The organism is Streptomyces aurantiacus, assembly GCF_027107535.1.
GTDB lineage: Bacteria > Actinomycetota > Actinomycetes > Streptomycetales > Streptomycetaceae > Streptomyces.
In genome coordinates this window covers 4,846,585-4,862,672 of sequence record NZ_CP114283.1, presented here as the reverse complement: position 1 = coordinate 4,862,672, position 16,088 = coordinate 4,846,585, and the positions used below count along the sequence as shown (strand labels likewise).

Annotated in this window: 16 protein-coding genes and 1 pseudogene; 6 read left to right on the top strand and 11 right to left on the bottom strand. The window is 68.3% G+C overall.

Going from position 1 to position 16,088, the window contains the following annotated elements; genetic code table 11:
* Window positions 1-824 precede the first annotated feature (824 nt).
* Both O1Q96_RS23480 and O1Q96_RS23475 read right to left on the bottom strand, forming a co-directional pair.
* Window positions 825-992, bottom strand: a complete 168-nt coding sequence (locus O1Q96_RS23480) for a DUF5131 family protein (protein ID WP_269250073.1) — start codon at window positions 990-992, stop codon at window positions 825-827.
* Window positions 985-1,224, bottom strand: coding sequence for a hypothetical protein (locus tag O1Q96_RS23475; protein ID WP_331276059.1), 240 nt, complete (start codon window positions 1,222-1,224; stop codon window positions 985-987). The genes O1Q96_RS23480 and O1Q96_RS23475 overlap by 8 nt, the downstream gene beginning before the upstream one ends.
* 81 nt (window positions 1,225-1,305) lie before the next feature.
* Between O1Q96_RS23475 and O1Q96_RS23470 the strand changes: the two genes are divergently transcribed.
* Complete coding sequence (locus tag O1Q96_RS23470) at window positions 1,306-1,533, top strand: hypothetical protein (protein ID WP_269250072.1); 228 nt, start codon at window positions 1,306-1,308, stop codon at window positions 1,531-1,533.
* Between the two features lie 18 nt (window positions 1,534-1,551).
* Here O1Q96_RS23470 and O1Q96_RS23465 read toward each other — a convergent pair whose 3' ends face one another.
* Together O1Q96_RS23465 and O1Q96_RS23460 are read right to left on the bottom strand one after the other, a co-directional pair.
* Window positions 1,552-2,793 carry an IS110 family RNA-guided transposase gene (locus O1Q96_RS23465; protein ID WP_269250071.1) on the bottom strand — a complete coding sequence of 414 codons (1,242 nt, stop codon included), beginning with the start codon at window positions 2,791-2,793 and terminating at the stop codon, window positions 1,552-1,554.
* A gap of 572 nt (window positions 2,794-3,365) precedes the next feature.
* Window positions 3,366-3,524, bottom strand: a complete 159-nt coding sequence (locus O1Q96_RS23460) for a hypothetical protein (protein WP_269250070.1) — start codon at window positions 3,522-3,524, stop codon at window positions 3,366-3,368.
* Between the two features lie 891 nt (window positions 3,525-4,415).
* Here O1Q96_RS23460 and O1Q96_RS23455 point away from each other — a divergent pair.
* Window positions 4,416-4,886 (top strand): peptidoglycan-binding domain-containing protein, encoded by a 471-nt coding sequence (locus O1Q96_RS23455; protein WP_269250069.1) that lies wholly within the window; start codon window positions 4,416-4,418, stop codon window positions 4,884-4,886.
* Between the two features lie 159 nt (window positions 4,887-5,045).
* Here O1Q96_RS23455 and O1Q96_RS23450 read toward each other — a convergent pair whose 3' ends face one another.
* Entirely contained in the window at window positions 5,046-5,396 is a 351-nt protein-coding gene (locus O1Q96_RS23450; RefSeq protein WP_269250068.1) for a hypothetical protein, read from the bottom strand.
* A gap of 232 nt (window positions 5,397-5,628) precedes the next feature.
* Between O1Q96_RS23450 and O1Q96_RS23445 the strand changes: the two genes are divergently transcribed.
* Window positions 5,629-6,384, top strand: a complete 756-nt coding sequence (locus O1Q96_RS23445; protein ID WP_269253697.1) for a class I SAM-dependent methyltransferase — start codon at window positions 5,629-5,631, stop codon at window positions 6,382-6,384.
* A 74-nt stretch (window positions 6,385-6,458) separates the two neighbouring features.
* Here O1Q96_RS23445 and O1Q96_RS23440 read toward each other — a convergent pair whose 3' ends face one another.
* The 5 genes from O1Q96_RS23440 to O1Q96_RS23420 all read right to left on the bottom strand — a co-directional run bounded on the left by O1Q96_RS23440 (window position 6,459) and on the right by O1Q96_RS23420 (window position 12,743).
* Window positions 6,459-6,713, bottom strand: coding sequence for a hypothetical protein (locus O1Q96_RS23440; RefSeq protein ID WP_269250067.1), 255 nt, complete (start codon window positions 6,711-6,713; stop codon window positions 6,459-6,461).
* Window positions 6,714-6,825: 112 nt separating this feature from the next.
* The gene (locus tag O1Q96_RS23435; protein ID WP_419586935.1) at window positions 6,826-10,209 is read right to left on the bottom strand and encodes a S8 family peptidase; all 3,384 of its coding nucleotides are present in this window, start codon (window positions 10,207-10,209) and stop codon (window positions 6,826-6,828) included.
* Window positions 10,210-10,366: 157 nt separating this feature from the next.
* The gene (locus tag O1Q96_RS23430; RefSeq protein WP_269250065.1) at window positions 10,367-11,392 is read right to left on the bottom strand and encodes an ABC transporter; all 1,026 of its coding nucleotides are present in this window, start codon (window positions 11,390-11,392) and stop codon (window positions 10,367-10,369) included.
* Window positions 11,389-12,330 (bottom strand): ABC transporter ATP-binding protein, encoded by a 942-nt coding sequence (locus O1Q96_RS23425; protein ID WP_419587063.1) that lies wholly within the window; start codon window positions 12,328-12,330, stop codon window positions 11,389-11,391. The genes O1Q96_RS23430 and O1Q96_RS23425 overlap by 4 nt, the downstream gene beginning before the upstream one ends.
* Window positions 12,330-12,743, bottom strand: a complete 414-nt coding sequence (locus tag O1Q96_RS23420; protein ID WP_269250063.1) for a GntR family transcriptional regulator — start codon at window positions 12,741-12,743, stop codon at window positions 12,330-12,332. Before O1Q96_RS23420 ends, O1Q96_RS23425 begins: the two co-directional genes overlap by 1 nt.
* A 242-nt stretch (window positions 12,744-12,985) precedes the next feature.
* On the opposite strand from O1Q96_RS23420, the pseudogene O1Q96_RS23415 reads away from it, so the two are divergent.
* Window positions 12,986-13,132: pseudogene (locus O1Q96_RS23415) on the top strand (IS5/IS1182 family transposase); the annotation flags it as partial.
* A gap of 246 nt (window positions 13,133-13,378) precedes the next feature.
* Here the strand turns inward: O1Q96_RS23415 and O1Q96_RS23405 are convergent.
* On the bottom strand, window positions 13,379-13,669 hold the full coding sequence (locus O1Q96_RS23405; protein ID WP_269250062.1) for an integrase core domain-containing protein: 291 nt from the start codon (window positions 13,667-13,669) through the stop codon (window positions 13,379-13,381).
* Window positions 13,670-14,245: 576 nt separating this feature from the next.
* Here O1Q96_RS23405 and O1Q96_RS23400 point away from each other — a divergent pair.
* Together O1Q96_RS23400 and O1Q96_RS23395 are read left to right on the top strand one after the other, a co-directional pair.
* Entirely contained in the window at window positions 14,246-14,620 is a 375-nt protein-coding gene (locus tag O1Q96_RS23400; protein WP_269250061.1) for a hypothetical protein, read from the top strand.
* A gap of 630 nt (window positions 14,621-15,250) precedes the next feature.
* Window positions 15,251-16,033 carry a YihY/virulence factor BrkB family protein gene (locus O1Q96_RS23395; RefSeq protein WP_269250060.1) on the top strand — a complete coding sequence of 261 codons (783 nt, stop codon included), beginning with the start codon at window positions 15,251-15,253 and terminating at the stop codon, window positions 16,031-16,033.
* The last annotated feature ends 55 nt before the right edge of the window (window positions 16,034-16,088 follow it).

Genomic DNA, 16,088 nt, shown 5'->3' with positions numbered 1-16,088 from the left:
ACCCGACGCCCGGGAAGCTCATCTCGCCGCCGCCGGGGCTCTCTCGTGCCAGGATCTCGCGGGCGTGCTCGGGGACGGCCTCCTGGACGGCGCCGGCCATCGACCGGGCGCCGTGCGCCATGGCTGCGCGGCGCCAGGTCCCCTTCCGGGCCGCGGCGCGCTTCGCACGAGCTCGGTACTCGCGTGCCGCGTTGACTCCGACGGTCACCTCGACTGCCTCGTGCAGCAGCAGCAGCCGTCCGGCGGCCTGCGCCTGGGACCCGGTGTCCCTGCGCCTGGTGCCAGCTCCGAGAAGCCTCCACAGCCGTCACCGGGGCGAGCAGGAAGCCCAGCGCGCCGGCCGTGTCGTTGCGGCCGACCGACGACACGTAACGAGACAGAACCTGCGTCGACTCCCGGTACAGTTCGCGCGCCTGCCCCTCCATCTGCCGCGCTGCCGGGGCCCGGGACGCCCGCTCGAACTCGTACGCGGCCTGCCGCATCTGGCTGCGCACCAGATACGGGGAAACGACGGCGGCCACCACGATCAGGTCACCGAGCGCGGCCACGTCCCCGGCGCTCTGGTGCAATCTCTTCGGGGTTCCGCCCGGCGCCGGAACGCCGCACGACCCCCCGGCCGCCCGGCACCAGCCCCACCCACTCACCTCAAGATTATTCGCGACCCCCGCCCCTCTGTGGAGGGTCGGGGGGTGTGTGGCGGAGCCCTCTGCGTCACTACCGGCGGCGGACGCCCGGCCGGAACGCCGCACCCCCGACCTGTTGTGCCGGAACGACGGGGCGGGGATGCAGGGTGACGTGTCGTTGGGTCGACACCACGGCGCCGGTCAGCCGCCGTGGTCCTCGCCGGCCTCGACGTGGTGGCCCGGGATGCCGCGCCAGCGTTCGGCGAAGGTGGCCGCGTAGCAATGGGTACATCCGTCGGAGAGCTTCGTACAGCCTGTGACCGGATTCCAGGTGCTGTCGGTCCACTCGATGCCGGTGGTGTCAGCCACAGCTGGCCTCCTCGTCGCGTGTGGGGTAGGTGTAGCGGATGGGCTTGCCGAGGCTGCGGGCGTATTCGATCTCGCGGGCCGTACTGTCGCCGATGTAGCCGCCGGGGTTGACGATGAGGACTTCGTCAGCGAGGTCGATCTTCCGCAGGTGCAGGTCGTCCAGGACCTGCTTGAGCCGGTCGGCCCGGGCCGTGTCCGACCACAGCGGGTGGTCCTGCTTGAGACGCCTCACGGCCTCAAGCCGTCAAGCAGGTGGCGGCGATGTCTGTGTAGCTTTGCTGCCTGTTCGATTGCGGGCGCAAGGGGAGTTTCGGTGGATGTGGTGCGCATCATGGAGTCGCTGGCCGAGCAGGGGGTCACGGTGCTCTTGAAGGCAGACGCTGAGCGCATGCGCGAGGGCATGAAGCCATGGACATTCGTCGCGAGCGGAGCCCCGTTCCACGAGGACCTGCTCGTGCGTACGGACGCGGTTTCCGTCGAAGCGTGCCTGGACACCTGCGTGCCCCGGCTACGCGAGTTCGGCCTGGTCATCCCAGAGTGAGGGCTCAGGCTTCCGCGGCTATGCGGCGGCCGGTTCGAGTCCTTCCGACGGGGACGGGAAAGCCAGTGCCTCGTCATAGCGCTGCCCGTGCTGGAGACAGTGATACATCTGGCCGACCATGCGGTTGAACAAGTTCCGCAAGGCGGAGGCGTGCCAGTCACCGTGCTTGTCGCGTCGTCGCCGGTAGTGGACCTTGGCTCCGGGCGAGGCGGTCAGAGCTGCGAAGGCCCACAAATAGCCGGCGTGGTTGAGTCGATCGTTCTTCACACGCCGCCGGGTGACGCTCGACTTCTTGCCCGAGGCCCTGGTAATCGGCGAGGAGCCCGCATAGGCCTTCAGGCCGCGGGCGTCCGCGAAGCGCGTGTGGTCGTCCCCGATCTCGGCCAGCACCCGGGCGCCCAGCTGGACACCGAGCCCCGGGAAGCTGAGGAGGATGTCAGCGTCCGGGTGCTGAGGGAAGGCCTCCTCCACCGCCTTGGCCAGGTCGTCAGCGGCGGTGCAGGCGGCTTCCAGCTGGCCCAGGAGCGCCAGCATCTGCTTGCCGAGTGCGTCCTCGACCACGGGCAGATGTCGGGCCCAGTTGCGTCGTAGCGCTTCGCGGAGCCGCTCGGTGTCGGCCTCGATTCCGCGCTGGCGGCCGGACCGCTTAAGGGCAGCCGTGATCTGTGCGCGGGTCAGCCGCGCGGCTTTGGCGGGGGTGGGCGCCAGCTTGAGGAGTTCGCGGGCCTCGGGACGGCACAGACCGTTGGCCCAGACTGCGAAGGCGTCCAGGGCAGCGGGGTAGTACTCGCGCAGCAAGGACCGGAGCTGGTTGGACATCTGCTGCCGGTTCCAGGTCGCGTCCTGCTGTGCCCGGGCCAAGACGGCGATGGCGCGGGCAAGGCCGGAGTCGTCGGGCAGCGGCCGGTGGGCGTGCATGTCGGTCCGCAGGACGTTCGCCAGGACCAGGGCATCGCCGGGATCGGACTTCTTGCCAGAAACGGAGTGCCGGTCGCGGTAGCGGGCGGCGGCCATCGGGTTGATGGCGAAGACCCGCCGCTTGCCGGTTCGCAGCACGGCGACGAGCAGGCCGCGGCTGGTCTCGATCGCAACCGGGATGGGAGTCTCCTCGGTGTCGCCGTACTCGGCGAGCAGGTCCAGCAGGATTCTGTAGCCGGCCGGGTCGTCGGTGATGTGTCGTTTGGCGAGTAACTGGCCGGTGTCGTCGACCAGTGCGACGTCGTGGGTCTTCTCCGCCCAGTCGATTCCGCAGTAAATCAAAGTTGTTCCCTCCCTGAAGTGCGTGTGTTTGCACTGGTCACGAGCGCATGCGGGCCACTCGGCTCCCTAATTCCAGGCCTCGACCACGAGGGTCGGACCGACGCCTCACTAGCCGTGTTCGTGGCACCAGCGCACCGCGCGGGCCTCGGTCTATGCGAGAGCTCAGCTGGCTCGCCTGCAATGAGAAGTCACCGTGCGGTGGGCTCGTCCCACCAACACCAACGAGGGATCAAGGCGGCGGGTGTTGACGCGCGACAGCCCGGGCGTCGCCAGTCTGTGGAAAGGCGTCAGGACCCGATCCAGCGCAGGCATCCGCCCGGAACCGACGGCCGCCAACACCACACCGTCTGGTGGTGGTCGCGAAGACACCGAGTGCCACCAGCCTCAAACGAGGCATCCATGCCAGTTGCAGCCCAGGCATCCACCCGGTGTCCGCGCGACCGCCACCACCACGAGCACCAGAACATTGCATCCGTCTATCCGGAGGCCTTCATCAGCCGGAGTGGCAGAAGATGTCACAGTCCCAGGACTCGAACAGGCCCAGCAGAACCCTCTGGATAATGCTGGATCCGTTAACAACGAATTAGGTTGCAGCCGGGTGCGAGGACGATCCGGCCGGCCGCCGTCTCGTAGGCATTGGCTTCGTTGAGCTGCTCCCAGTACCGGGTCGATCCGCACAGGACGACGATCGGCGGGCGGGAGACGGTGGTGTGGGCGGTCTGGTGACGCATGGGTCCCTTCCTGGGCATGGTGAAGCCCCGGGGCGGCCGCTCAGTACGGGCCGTCCCGGGGCGGGGTGAGTTGAGGTCAGACGGTGGCGGGGGTACGGGTGGCGGCCCGGCAGGCGGTGAGGTCCACGCGCCGGGCCCATTCCCGGGTTGCGTGGGCGGGCGGGGTGCCGCGCAGGGCCTCGCTGTAGAGCCGGCGGTCGCGGCGGTCGTCGCGGGAGTCGCTCTGGCGCGCGGTGCCGTAGGCGACGGCAGCGAGCTGCTGCCAGACGTCGGGGGAGTGCTGGGCTCGGCAGCGTGTGCACAGCAGTTGGCCGATGACCGGGTCGTCGCTGATGGTGCAGTCTTCGTGGCAGGGAAGTCGGGCAGGCAGTGGCAGGCGAAGCGGGCGTCGTCACGGCCGACGGGCCAGGTGCGGCCGCGGTTCAGATTGAGGGGGTAGGTCGGCGCGGGGGGCCACTGGTGGCCGCGGCAGCGGTGGTAGCGGCCCCATCCGGTGCGGCCGGGACCGTGGGCCCCGTTCGTGGACCGGGAGGGCTTTGCGCAGGCGGGGCATTCGGACTGGACGGCGACGTCCTCGTGGGCGAGCCATTCGATGTTGATGAGTGTCGCGGGCTGCGCGTGTTCGGTGTCGGCGGGCGACCCTCGCCTGATGCGGCGTCAACTTGAGGCGCTGCACGACTGACAAAGTTCTCTGCACGGACGACACAGTCCGAAGCCCACGATGACCCTAAGGTCCCTGGACGAGACCAGAGAGAGGGGCGTGGCACACCCGCATCACGAGCCTTGTCCAGGCCATCCCCTGCCTGCATCACGCCAGCTCAGACCAAGGATGGAAAGGCTCACTGCGCGCCTGTCGCCAGGGCCAACTCCCCATCCACGAGAGGAATTTCCATGAGTATGCGCTCGATCCGACGAGTCAAGGGCGTTATGACAATCGGCGCCCTCACCGCCAGCCTCCTTGGAGGCACCGCAGTCTTCGCTCCCCCAGCTGCTGCTGCCTATGCCGGGCACTGCAATATCAATCAGGTGACATCGGTCGGTGTCACCCCCGGCTACTCCATCACTCGGCCGGCCTACATCAGTGAAGGCAGCAACAGCAGAACGGCCAACTGCTGGATGGACTACGGAAGCAGCGGAAATGGCGTGGAATGGCTCCAATTCACGCTCAACTCCTGCTATGGGTTCAACCTCGCGACGGACGGCGACTTCGGGTCGAACACTCGCAGTGCCCTTGCGTCCGCCCAGCAGCAGGAGAGCATCACCGCTGACGGCATATACGGCACTCAAAGTCGTCAGTACTTGAAGTTTCCGCGATACCGGGAAATCAATGGTGACCGCAGCGGCTGCGAGTCGGTCAACTGACGCGTAGGAACATGGGGAGCCGGCCCCTTGCCGATCCCGGAGTGTGCGGGCGGGATGGTGCTGTGAGGCGGCCGGAGCCGGTGTCGACGGCCGCCCCACAGACATGGCTGTACTGCCCCGGCCCGACGGAGCGAAGCCGGGGCACGGGTGTGGTGTTGGTCAGCCGGAGAGACGGGCGGGCACGCAGACGGCGAGCCCTGTCCGGCGGCGACCGTTCAGACGTTGGTGTTCGTGCGGGCCATGATGTCGGCGAGGTGCAGCAGCGCCGCCGTGGATGGCCGTCGCGATCGCCTCGACCCCGGCGTCGTTGAGGCCATCGACGTTGAGACCCAGCTTGGAACGGCGAGTCGCGTACGGTTCCCGAGGTTGCGGCCACGCCGAACTCAGCGCATTCTGAACAGTCCGCCAGCCCACCCGGTACTTGCGCTCCAGAGCCCGGTTCGACATGCCCTCGCGAGCGTCACGCCGCAGCGCGGCATACAACTCGACCTTCGACTGACCAGGCGGCATCGGCGGTGCTCCTTCACTGAGCACATTCACCTTGCCACCGCAACCCCGCGAGTGACACTACTTCTCACGGACAACTTCCCAGCTAACCAGCCGGTGACATCCACTCAGACGGACAACTGACAACCCACAAACACCGTCAGAGCCATCCTTGCGAAAACCATTGGTGCCCGGCTTGCTCCGCTGATGGGCTGACGTCCTACCGTGAGTCTGCCGCGTGACGGAGGTAGTGGTTGTGACAGGCTATGACGTGCTTGCCGAGGTGTACGAATGGCTCATCTCGGATGCAAAGTTGCCTCCAGCCGAGTTCGCTGCGTCGTTCGACGACGTCCTCAAGCTCCTGCCGTCGAACGCTCACGTCCTCGACTGTTCGTGCGGAACCGGACAGTTGGCGGTTGGCCTCGCCGGTCGTGGCATGCAGGTTGTCGCAACTGACGCCAGCGAGGCGATGGTTCGTCGGACTGCAGAGTTGTCTGAGGAGTTCGGGGCATCCGTCCGGGCCGTACGGGCGAACTGGGAAGAGTTGCCCGTCCATTTCCAGGACAACACGTTCGACATGGTGTTCTGCGTTGGCAACTCGCTTCACCATGCCGCGGGCGCGACAGGCAGGGGTGCTGCTCTGGAGTCGATGTCACGGCTTCTGCGCCCCGGCGGGCGCTTGGTACTCACATCCCGCACTTGGGAACTCGTGAGGGCCAGAGGTTCCCGGCTGGAGATCAGTGACCGACTCGTCCGCCGGAACGGTCGCGATGCCGTCGTGGTCTACCGCTGGGAGATTGCGCCGCATTGGGAGGAGGAGCACCACATCGAGATTGCGATTGCGCAAGTTGATGCGACCGGGTTGGTTCTTGTCCGCTCGGAACTGCTGTCCTGCTGGCCCTACCGGTACGAGGAACTCGAAGTCGAGCTGCACCGGGTCGGACTCCAAACGGAACTGAGCACGTTCGATCTTGAGGCCGAGAACTACATGGTGGTCGCGAGCAAGGTATAAACACCGGACTCTCAGTCCCTGGCCGGACCGCGCGGTTGCTCGCAGGACGCTTGCGCCCTCTCATCGGTGCGGGTTCAAGTGGTCAACGCCTCGGACGAGGAGTGCTCGTCGATCAGACGGCGGTAGATCCGGGGTGACGGTGTGGCGCTGTTCCTGGTCGCGTCCAGATCAATGAGCAGGATCTCGTCGATCAGCAGCGTGAACGGATCCAGCTTCGACGGCCGCGCCGAAGCGGTTGTCGTGCGTGGCTGCGGCCAAGCCGAGGTCAGGGCCTTGTTGACCGTGCTCCAGGTGACGCCGTACTTGCACTGCGACGCCCGGTTCGACATGCCATCGCGGGAGTCACGCCGCAGCGCGGCGTACTGTTTCCCGCACCGGGCCGCCGAGCATGCTCGGCGGCCCGGTGTCGTGTCGGGTGGTGGTCCGTGAGGGACGCCTCCCCTACTTGGTTATGCGGTAGGCGCCGTAGACGGTCTGGTTCAGGGTGTTGCCGTCGGTGTCGGTGAGGGTGGCACGCAGTGAGACCGTGCCGGGCTTGGCCGGGCTGCGAAGCTTGAGGTGCTTGCCGTCCACGGCACTGGTCTTCTTCCAGGTTTTGCCGTCGTCGTAGGAGACGTCGAAGGCGAGCTTGCGCAGCGAGGCGATCTCGGTGGCCGCGCCCTGGAGGGTGAAGGGCACGGTGAGGGTCGTCCTGGCCTTGGCGGTACTGGCCATCGACAACTTCGGAGCGTAGCGGACGACCGTCAGCGGCAGCCGCTCGGACGTGTCACCGGCGACATGGGCCGAGGCGAAGGTCCAGGTCGCGGCGACCCGGGTGCTGACCGCGAACTGCGCCGGGGCGCGGGAGACGTCCACGTCGAGCTTGTAGGTGCGCCGGCCGGCGGGGACGGTGTGTGACTCGCCGTTCAGCGGTTCGTCTGCGGCGAAGATCTTCTCGCCGTCGGCGTGGAGCGAGCTGCTGGCCTTCGTGTAGGCGGAGGTCCCCAGGTTGCCGCCGCCGTCGGAGAACAGCGGCAGGTACGCCGAGAAGGTGTCGCCGGCGCGGAGCGCGCCCGGCTGGTCGAAGCCGTGCGCGAGCGGACCCGAGGGGAGGGACGGGCCGAAGACGCCGATGTTGAAGCGCCGGGTGTAGTTTCTGCCCGCCGCATACGCCCTGGGCGCGCTGCCCTGGGTGTTTTCCCACGTCGGGTCGCCTTCTTCGTCGGGGGCGCCGAGCTGGCTGACCTGGTAGAACCACTTGATGCCGTTGGGCAGTACGTAGTCGGTGCCGGTCAGCGGCAGACGGCCCGGCGTCTGGAAGAGGTTGAAGTAGCCGCCGGGCATCAGCGGCGCGGCCCAGATGGTCGCCGTCTTGCCCTTGACCGGCGTCCCGACGACGACCTTGACCTCGGTGAGCTGCGAGCGCTTGACGTTCTTGGTGAAGCCGGACAGGTCGCCCGTACGGTTCCAGGCCAGCCGGTAGTTGACGGCCTTGTGGGTCCAGATGCCGTGGTACATCGCGGACGCCTCGGCGGCCGGCACCGGGGCGCCGAGCTGTCCGACGCGCATGTCGGCGAAGGAGGGGGCGTCGTACACAGACGTGTACGGCTTGTTGTTGACGTCGATGCGGAAGAAGAACATCGCGCCCGCGGGCTTGGCCGCGCCGTCCGGCACGGTGACCTTGACGGGTTTCGTCTTCCGGGCGTCCATGACCAGGGTCGTGTCCTTGGTCAGTGCGAACTTCGGGTGCAGCAGCACGGACCGTCCGGCGCTGCCGGTGAAGAACCTTCCTTCCAGGGCGTAACGGCCTTTCGGCAGACGGATGGTGACCTCGCCGTCCCTCTTGTCGGAGGCATCCGTCCAGATGTCGTTGTCCAGGCCGTAGATACCCGTCTCGGCGTCGTCGGGGACCTTGCCCTCGAGGTCGAGGTGCTTGATGGTCAGGTCGTACGACTCGACCTCGCGGACGACGCCGAGGGAGGTGCGCGCGGTGGTGGTGCCGTCGGCGGTGGTGGCGGTCACCGAGCCGCCGAAGCTGCCGTCGGCCGTTTCCGCACGGGTGTCGGCGGTCACGGTGGCGGTCGCCTCCCCGCCCGCCGGGACGGCGAGCTGCTGCGGCGAGACGGTGAACAGGTCCTCGGCCGCGGGCTTTCCGTCATCGCCGTAGGCCTCGGTAGCCAGGTCGAGGGTGACCGGCCCGGTACCCGCGTTGCGGTACGTGACGTCCTTGGTGACCGGCTGGTCGTCGGTGTGGGGGAACTCCTGTGTCCCGAAGCCCAGCGAGGTCGGGCTGCTTGTGAGCTGCTGGGCGACAGCGGCGTCGACGTCCACCCGGCCGGTGCCCTGCGTGTACGCGGAGGTGGCGGCGGCCGGCTTCGCGGAGGCGGTGAGGGCGGCCTTGATCCGCGCGCCGGTCCAGTCCGGGTGCTGCTGGGCCAGGATCGCGGCGGCGCCCGCCACATGCGGGGTCGCCATCGACGTACCGCTCATGGAGACATAGCCGTCGGCGGCGGGTTCGCCCATGAAGCCCTCGGCGGCCTTGGCGGCGGCGATGTCAACGCCCGGCGCGGTGAGGTCGGGCTTGAGAGAGCCGTCGGCCGTGGGACCGCGGCTGGAGAAGTCGGCGATGGCGTCCTGCCGGTCGACCGCGCCGACGGTGAGCGCGGATGCGGCGCTGCCGGGGGTGCCGATGGTGCCCTCGTCGGGACCGTCGTTGCCGGCGGCTATCACGAACAGGGCGCCTGAACTTGCCGACAGGTCGTTGACGGCCTGTTCCACGGGGTCGATGCCGGGGCGGTCCTCCCCGCCCAGGCTCATGTTGACGACCTCGGCGCCCTGCGCGACAGCCCACTGCATACCGGCGATGACACCGGAGTCGTCGCCCGAGCCCTCGTCGTCGAGCACCTTGCCGACCAGGAGCTGGGCGCCGGGTGCAACCCCCGCGTACTTGGTGCCCGCGGGAGACGCGGCCCCCGAGCCCACGATTGTCGAGGCCACGTGCGTGCCGTGGCCCGCGTGGTCGACCGTGTCCGCGGCGGCGGAGAAGTTCTTCTCCGCGTCGATACGGTCCTTCAGGTCCGGATGCGTCGCGTCGATGCCGGTGTCGAGCACGGCGACCTTGACGCCCTTGCCGTCGTACCCCGCCGAGTGGGCCGCGGGCGCGCCGATCTGCGGCACGCTCCGGTCCAGGCTCGCCTTCACCTTGCCGTCCAGCCAGATCTTCCTGACCGTCGCGGAGCCGGTGCCACTGGTGAGCGTCTCCCACAGCGCGGAGCCCTCGGACTTACGGGCGCGTACGGCGTCGCCGTTGATGCTCGGCAGATCCCGGCGGACGGTCGCGCCCGAACTCCGGAACGTACTTGCCGATAGGGACGTGCCCTTGTCGTACGTGACGATCAGCGGCACGTCGGAGCGGCGGGCGTCGTCGTAGCGCCCGCCGACCAGACGCTTCACGTCGAACAGCCGCCGGTCCACCCTGCCGTTCGCGATCAGCGGCTCGGCGTCGCGCGGCACGACATACGCGTGACCGGCGGCCTGCTGGATGCGGAAGCCGATCCCCTTGCGGCCCTCGGCGGCCACCACACCGGTGACCTTGCCCTTGGCGTCCAGGGCCACCTTGTCGCCGGTCACGAGCGTGACCGTCCTGGCGGGGGCGGGGAGGGGGCTTTCGACGGGGGCGGCCTGGGCGCCGCCGGACGTGCTCACCAGCAGTCCGGCGCCGAGCGCCGCCGCGAGAGCGGCGGCCAGCGGGACGGTGGTGACCGCTCGTTTCCTGTGCTTGTGCGACTTCAACTCGTGCCTTTCAACATGGTTCATGGCGATGTGCTCGCCGGCTCGGGGCAGCATCAGGGCGCGGCGGAGCGACACCTGGCCGCTCGGCCGCGTACTGGGAAAAGGACTGCGAGGAGAACCGGGAGGAGGACCGCGAGGGGATCGGGCCGGACGACGAGCCCGGCCGGACAACGGCGCTCGGACAGCGGCGCTCGGTCAGCGGCGCTCGGGGTCAGACGAGGCGCTTGCGGCCCCAGAGGATGACGAACGCCGCGATGCCGGCGGTCAGGGCCAGCAGGATCGAGGCGCCGAGCCACTGCATGGAGGACATCTGGGAGATCGGGATGTACTCGACCGCCCAGCCGACGACCTGTGCCTTGTCCATGCACGCGTCGGCGGCCTTCTCCGTCGCCTCGTTGCAGCTGCCCCAGCCGATGAGGTCGCCGGAGGCGGTGAGGTAGGACTGATCCACGACATGGGCGCCGGCGGGCAGGTCCGGGAAGGCGCCGTCCCCGACGCCCTTGTCGGTGGTGAGGGTCACGATGTTTCCGAGGGACATCCGGAAGTACGACCAGACCAGCTGCACGGCGACCGCGAAGCCCAGGGTGACGACCATGGACAGCAGGGTCCGGCGCAGCAGCATGCCGATCGCGACGCCGCCGACGACGCTGAGCAGGGTGAGGGCCACCGGCACGGGCCCGCTGCTGTCGAAGGCGGCCCCGGACCAGTCCAGGACGGACGACGACGACTTGACCGGTGACCACCACCAGGTGAACGCGGCGGAGACCGCCGTGGTGCACACCGCGACCAGGAGCAGGGTCGTCCCGAGCTTGGTGCCGAGCCAGCGGACGCGGCTGGCGGACTGTGTGGTGACGAGCTTGGCGGTGCCGTTCTCCAGGTCCGCGGCGAGCAGGGGTGCCCCCACGAAGACCCCGATCAGGACGGGCGCGAACCCGATCAGCTGAGAGGCCGCGCTGAGCGGCTTCTGGTGGCCGAACTTCTCCTCCCAGCCGGCTTTCAAACCGTCGATGGAGCCGTATCCGTCGAGGTACATCATCATCTGCTGGCGTTGGTAGATCATCACGGCGACGGTGACCGCGGCGGCGGCCAGCAGGGTCCAGTAGGCGGCCCGGTGCTGGCGCCAGACGAGCCAGTTCATGCCGCCGAGCCGCAGGCCGCGTACCCGGCCGGCTTCGGCGGGAGCGGTTCCGGCGGGTGCCGGGCCGCCGGTGCTGCCGGTGCGGGTCAGGGTGCTCATGCCGCCACCGCCTGCGGGGCGACGTAGGAGCTGGGACTGATCAGGGGCGGTGCCTCGGGGGAGCGCAGGTAGGCGAGCAGAAGTTCCTCCAGGTTCGGGGTGCTCGCCTGCCAGGGACCGGCGAGCGGCCCGTCGGGGCGGACCAGCGAGGTGAACTGCCGTCCGCTGAGGCGGGTTTCGACCACGGTGTGGTACGCGAGCTCCGGGGGCGTGTGCCCGTCGGCATGGGCGCCGGTGAGCAGGGCGTGGGACGTGCGGAGTTCGTCGACCTCACCGGCCAGGCGCAGCCCGCCGCCCGCGATGACCAGCAGGTAGTCGCAGGTGTTCTCCAGTTCGGCGAGCATGTGGGTGGACATCAGCACGGTGGTGCCGTGCTCGGCGGCCTCGGCCAGCAGGGTGCTCATCAGCTCGTGGCGCACCAGCGGGTCGAGGTCGGACATCGGCTCGTCGAGGAGCAGCAGGTCGGGACGCTTGCCGAACGCGACGGCGAACGCCACCCGGGTGCGCTGGCCGCCGGAGAGGGTGCCGATCTTCGCCTCGAACGGCACGTTGCCCGCGCGGACGACGTTCTCGGCGGCCCGCTGGTCCCAGCCGGGGTTCAGTTCGCGGCCCAGACGCAGGGTCTCGGCGACGGTGAAGCGCCGGAACAGCGGCTTCTCCTGGGCGAGGAAGGCAGTACGCCGGCCTGCCGCCGCGGACTCCGGGGCCGCCCCGAACACCCGCAGGGAACCGGTCGTCGGCTCCAGCAGGTTGGCGGCGATGGCCATCAGCGTGGTCTTGCCCGCACCGTTGGGGCCCACCAGGCCGCAGATCCGCCCGGCAGGCAGCCGGAAGGAGCAGTCCCGCAGCGCCCAGCCCCGGCGGTACCTTTTGCCGACCCCGCGGGCCTCTATCGCGGACTCCTCGGCCGAATAGCCGTGGCCCGCCTCGTGGTTCATCATCCGTGCCCCCCGTTCCCTGCGGCCGCCCCGGTCTCGGCGTACCGCTCCTCCATCACCGACGTGACCAGCGCCGTCACGTCCTCCTGCTCCAGACCCGCCTCGTGGGCCCGGTCCATCCACGCCTCCAGCTCACCCCGCAGCGGCGAGTCCGCCCCCGCCTGGGGACTGGCCAGCGACAGACGGACGAAGGTCCCCAGGCCCGGCCGCAGCTCCACCAGGCCCTCACGGTCCAGCTCGCGGTACGCCTTGAGCGTGGTGTTCGGATTGACCGCGGCGGTCGCCGCGACCTCCTTGGCCGTCGGCAGCTGGTCCCCGGGCACGAGTACGCCCAGACGCAGCGCCTGCTTGGTCTGCTGAACGATCTGCTGGTAGGCGGCGACCCCGCTGCGCCTGTCGATCCGGAATTCCATCGTCCATCACCACCCTTTAGCTAATGAACTAGCTGACTAGTGGACTGATGATGGAGCACGGATCGCGTACCTGTCAAAGACCCCAGGTCGCCGGCCGGGGCTCCCGCGCTCCGATCGAGGGAAGGGGCGACGGTGAGAGGTTCAGGCGTGAACGCCTTGACCTGCATCAAAGTTGAGGTTCTGCGTTTCCCGTATGGATGCCACGAACGCCACGAACCCCGCTCTTCCCGCCCACGACACCGACGAGTCTGAGCCCCGTGGACCGGGGCACGCCCAGTTCCAATACGCACATCCTGTCGGACGCGAACGGGCTGCCCCTCCTCTTCGGCATCTCAGTCGGCAACACCCACGACAGCGAAGACCTCAACCCCATGATCGCCGGTCACCAAATGATTCCCAATAAGGTTGTCAAGCCTGGCCGGTGAGGTGCTGCGAGCATTTCAGCCCAGTGAGGCAGGGGGCGAGGGTGCGGTGATCTCAAAGGTGCGGCCATCGCGTATGAGAGCCCATATGGCGTTCAGGCGTCGTCGTACAAGGGCGATGACCGCTTGCTTGTGGTTTTTGCCTTCGGCCCTCTTTCGCTCGTAGAACGCCTTGAGCTGAACCGGGTTTCGTAGAGGCCGATCTTGTGTGCTTCAGGCGGCGTTCGGTGTCGCCTGGGAACGGTAGCGCTGGGCCTCGAATTCCTCGGGTGGGAGGTAGTCGAGGGCGGAGTGGAGCCGTTCGGTGTTGTACCAGCCGACCCACTGGACGACGGCTCGTTCGACCTGGCCAGCGTCCCGCCAGGGCCCGTGGTGCTCGATCAGCTCGGCCTCGAAGGAGCCGTTCAGGGCCTCGGCCATGGCGTTGTCATACGAATCCGCGACGGAGCCGACCGAGGCTGCGGCGCCCACGTCCCTCAGCCGCTCGCTGTAGCGGATCGACACATACTGCTCATGTTCAAGGTGCGATGTCCACGCGTGTGGGCAGCGACAGCCGACGGGTTGGCGGGACGCTCGGCAGAAAGCCCAGTGAGGGGTCCGGTCGTGTGAGCGCGGCCGGGCCCGCGCCGTCCGGCGGCGCACAGCGACGATGCCCCCGCACCCGCCCCTACCAAGCACGGGACCCCGGGACCTGCAATGACATCCCGGGGCCCCTCTTCCGCGAGGTCCTGAGCGTGCGGCGTGCGCGTCATCCCGGTCACCCCGTCCTTGGGCCACGCGGGACTACGGAGGACTTCATCTTTCCCTCTTCCTGGCGCGGGCACTCAGCATTTGACTGAACTTCCCATTCATCCCAACGAGCGCCCTGCATAAGGATGTTGGGGAGCTCTCAGCGCCCGGGTGCCACGACTGCGGGTGCCGGTTCGCGTGAGCGAGGCGTGGCGGGCCGTTCGCGTCGGCGGGCGCCCCGGGCCGATCGGCTGGTACTGGAGAGGAGTTACGCTGGCTGAGGAACTTGAGCGCCAGGCGGACCGACTGGAGAAGGCGGGGATCCGGCTCGAGTGCTGGGGACACGAGTCGGTGAGTGAGCGGCTGCGGTACTTGCCCGAGATCGTCGACGACTTCTTCGACCGCTTCTGGGTGGCCGAGTTCTGCGGTCCCGAGGCCGCACAGGCTCTGGCGGGCCGTCTGCCTGGCCAGGACGTGGTGGCATTGCGCCCGGGCCTGCGCAGCCTGTACCGGGCGTCCTTCGCCCTTCAGGACACAGGGGCGGTCCTGATGGCTCCGGCCGTGTCCGCGCACCCGCCGAGACCGCTTGAGCACGTCCTGCTGGACATCACCGACAGCACCCTACTCAATCCGCTCCCGTCCGCTCTGCGCGTGCTGATCACCCAACAGCTCACACGGCGAAGCATCGACACCGACACCGTGACCAGTCTGCTCAAGGAATGGTGACACGACACCTCAAGTACAGTCCGCCGGGCCGCCGCGACAACACTGGCCCGGGCCCTCGCCATCACTCCCGTCACGGCGTCCGGCACCAACGGCGCGACACCGGAAGCCACCACAGCACACCCCAACTGGCAGCAGGCACGCGAGAGGCTGCGCCCATCAGGCTCGCAGGGGGATCAACCGATCGGTCTCTTCCCACTGATCATCGCGTCGATCATGCTCGGCACCAGTAACTGTTCTACTTGCTTATCATCGGCGTGATCGCGTTTGTCACCGACTTCCTCATCCTCGGTCTGCTCTTGGGGCGCAGGAGCAACGGCAAGCGCCGTGTTCGGTAACCCCTACCAGGCCTGCACGAGAGGGCGATGCGGCTCACCGTGCCCCAGTCCGTAATGTTGGTCAGCGGCGCATCGGAGAACCTACGTACAAGAGCGGTGGACCTTGGGTACGAGTGGAAGGCAGCACGGTGAGCAATTCGCCGACACCTGCGCTGAAGCCGGACGGTGCCGACTGCACCCCATCGGTCAGCTCTGGAGCACCGTCTCCTGCATACCGTCTGCTGCCACGACGTATGCGCGCGGCCTGCCCGGTCGGCATGACATCGGCACCGCGCTGCGGCGGACACCGGCATCGGTGTGGAACGACAATCTGACAGACTGCGCCGCCGCGCTCACTTATTACGCGGTGCTCGCGCTTTTCCCCACCCTTCTGGTCACGGTTTCGCTGATCGGGATCGCCGGCGCCTCGGCCACTGAGAACCTCATCAGCAATGTGATCGCTGTGGTACCGGCCGAGTCCCGGCCGGTAATGCACAGCACGCTCAGGAGCATGGCCGACCAGCGTACAGCTGCCTGGGTTCTGGCGGTCTTCGGCACGATCGGCGCTCTGTGGTCTTCCTCCAGCTACCTGGGAGTTTTCCGCCGAGCCCTGCACGCCATGCACGGCGTCGAGGACCTCCGGCCCGCATGGAGGACCGCACCGCGACTGGTGATCACCGCTCTGGTATTGCTGGCGCTCCTGGTCACCAGTGCCCTGGTGCTCATCCTGACCGCCGAAGTGGCCCCCGTCCTCGGCCAGCTGGTGGGCATGGACAGCATGGCCGGTACCGCGTGGAACGTACTGAAGTGGCCACTGCTGCTGGGCCTGGTCGCCGTCCTGGTGCTGGTGTTGTTCCGCTCGGGACCGGCCCAGACGCGCGGCGTGCGGCAACGACTTCTGGGCGACGCTCTGGCCATAGTTCTGTGGCTCGCCGCCTCCGCCGGCTTCGCTCTCTATGCTTCGCAGGTCGGCTCCTACAATCGGCTGTACGGCTCCCTCGCCGGGATCGTCGTCTTCCTGGTGTGGGTCTGGCTGTCCAACCTCGCCCTGCTCGTCGGGGCCCAGTTCAACGCCGAACTAGCCAAGATCCACCGCTGATAAGAACTTGCGCCGCTGGTGGCAAGGAGGTTGAGCGAGTTCTCGGGCTGCTGTA

What these genes read in the sequence shown, in the direction of transcription:
- O1Q96_RS23455 (WP_269250069.1), top strand. Translation starts at nt 4,416, where the DNA reads ATGAGTATGCGCTCGATCCGACGAGTCAAGGGCGTTATGACAATCGGC.
- O1Q96_RS23450 (WP_269250068.1), bottom strand. Translation starts at nt 5,396, where the DNA reads ATGCCGCCTGGTCAGTCGAAGGTCGAGTTGTATGCCGCGCTGCGGCGT.
- O1Q96_RS23460 (WP_269250070.1), bottom strand. Translation starts at nt 3,524, where the DNA reads ATGCGTCACCAGACCGCCCACACCACCGTCTCCCGCCCGCCGATCGTC.
- O1Q96_RS23440 (WP_269250067.1), bottom strand. Translation starts at nt 6,713, where the DNA reads ATGTCGAACCGGGCGTCGCAGTGCAAGTACGGCGTCACCTGGAGCACG.
- O1Q96_RS23435 (WP_419586935.1), bottom strand. Translation starts at nt 10,209, where the DNA reads ATGCTGCCCCGAGCCGGCGAGCACATCGCCATGAACCATGTTGAAAGG.
- O1Q96_RS23420 (WP_269250063.1), bottom strand. Translation starts at nt 12,743, where the DNA reads ATGGAATTCCGGATCGACAGGCGCAGCGGGGTCGCCGCCTACCAGCAG.
- O1Q96_RS23430 (WP_269250065.1), bottom strand. Translation starts at nt 11,392, where the DNA reads ATGAGCACCCTGACCCGCACCGGCAGCACCGGCGGCCCGGCACCCGCC.
- O1Q96_RS23425 (WP_419587063.1), bottom strand. Translation starts at nt 12,330, where the DNA reads ATGAACCACGAGGCGGGCCACGGCTATTCGGCCGAGGAGTCCGCGATA.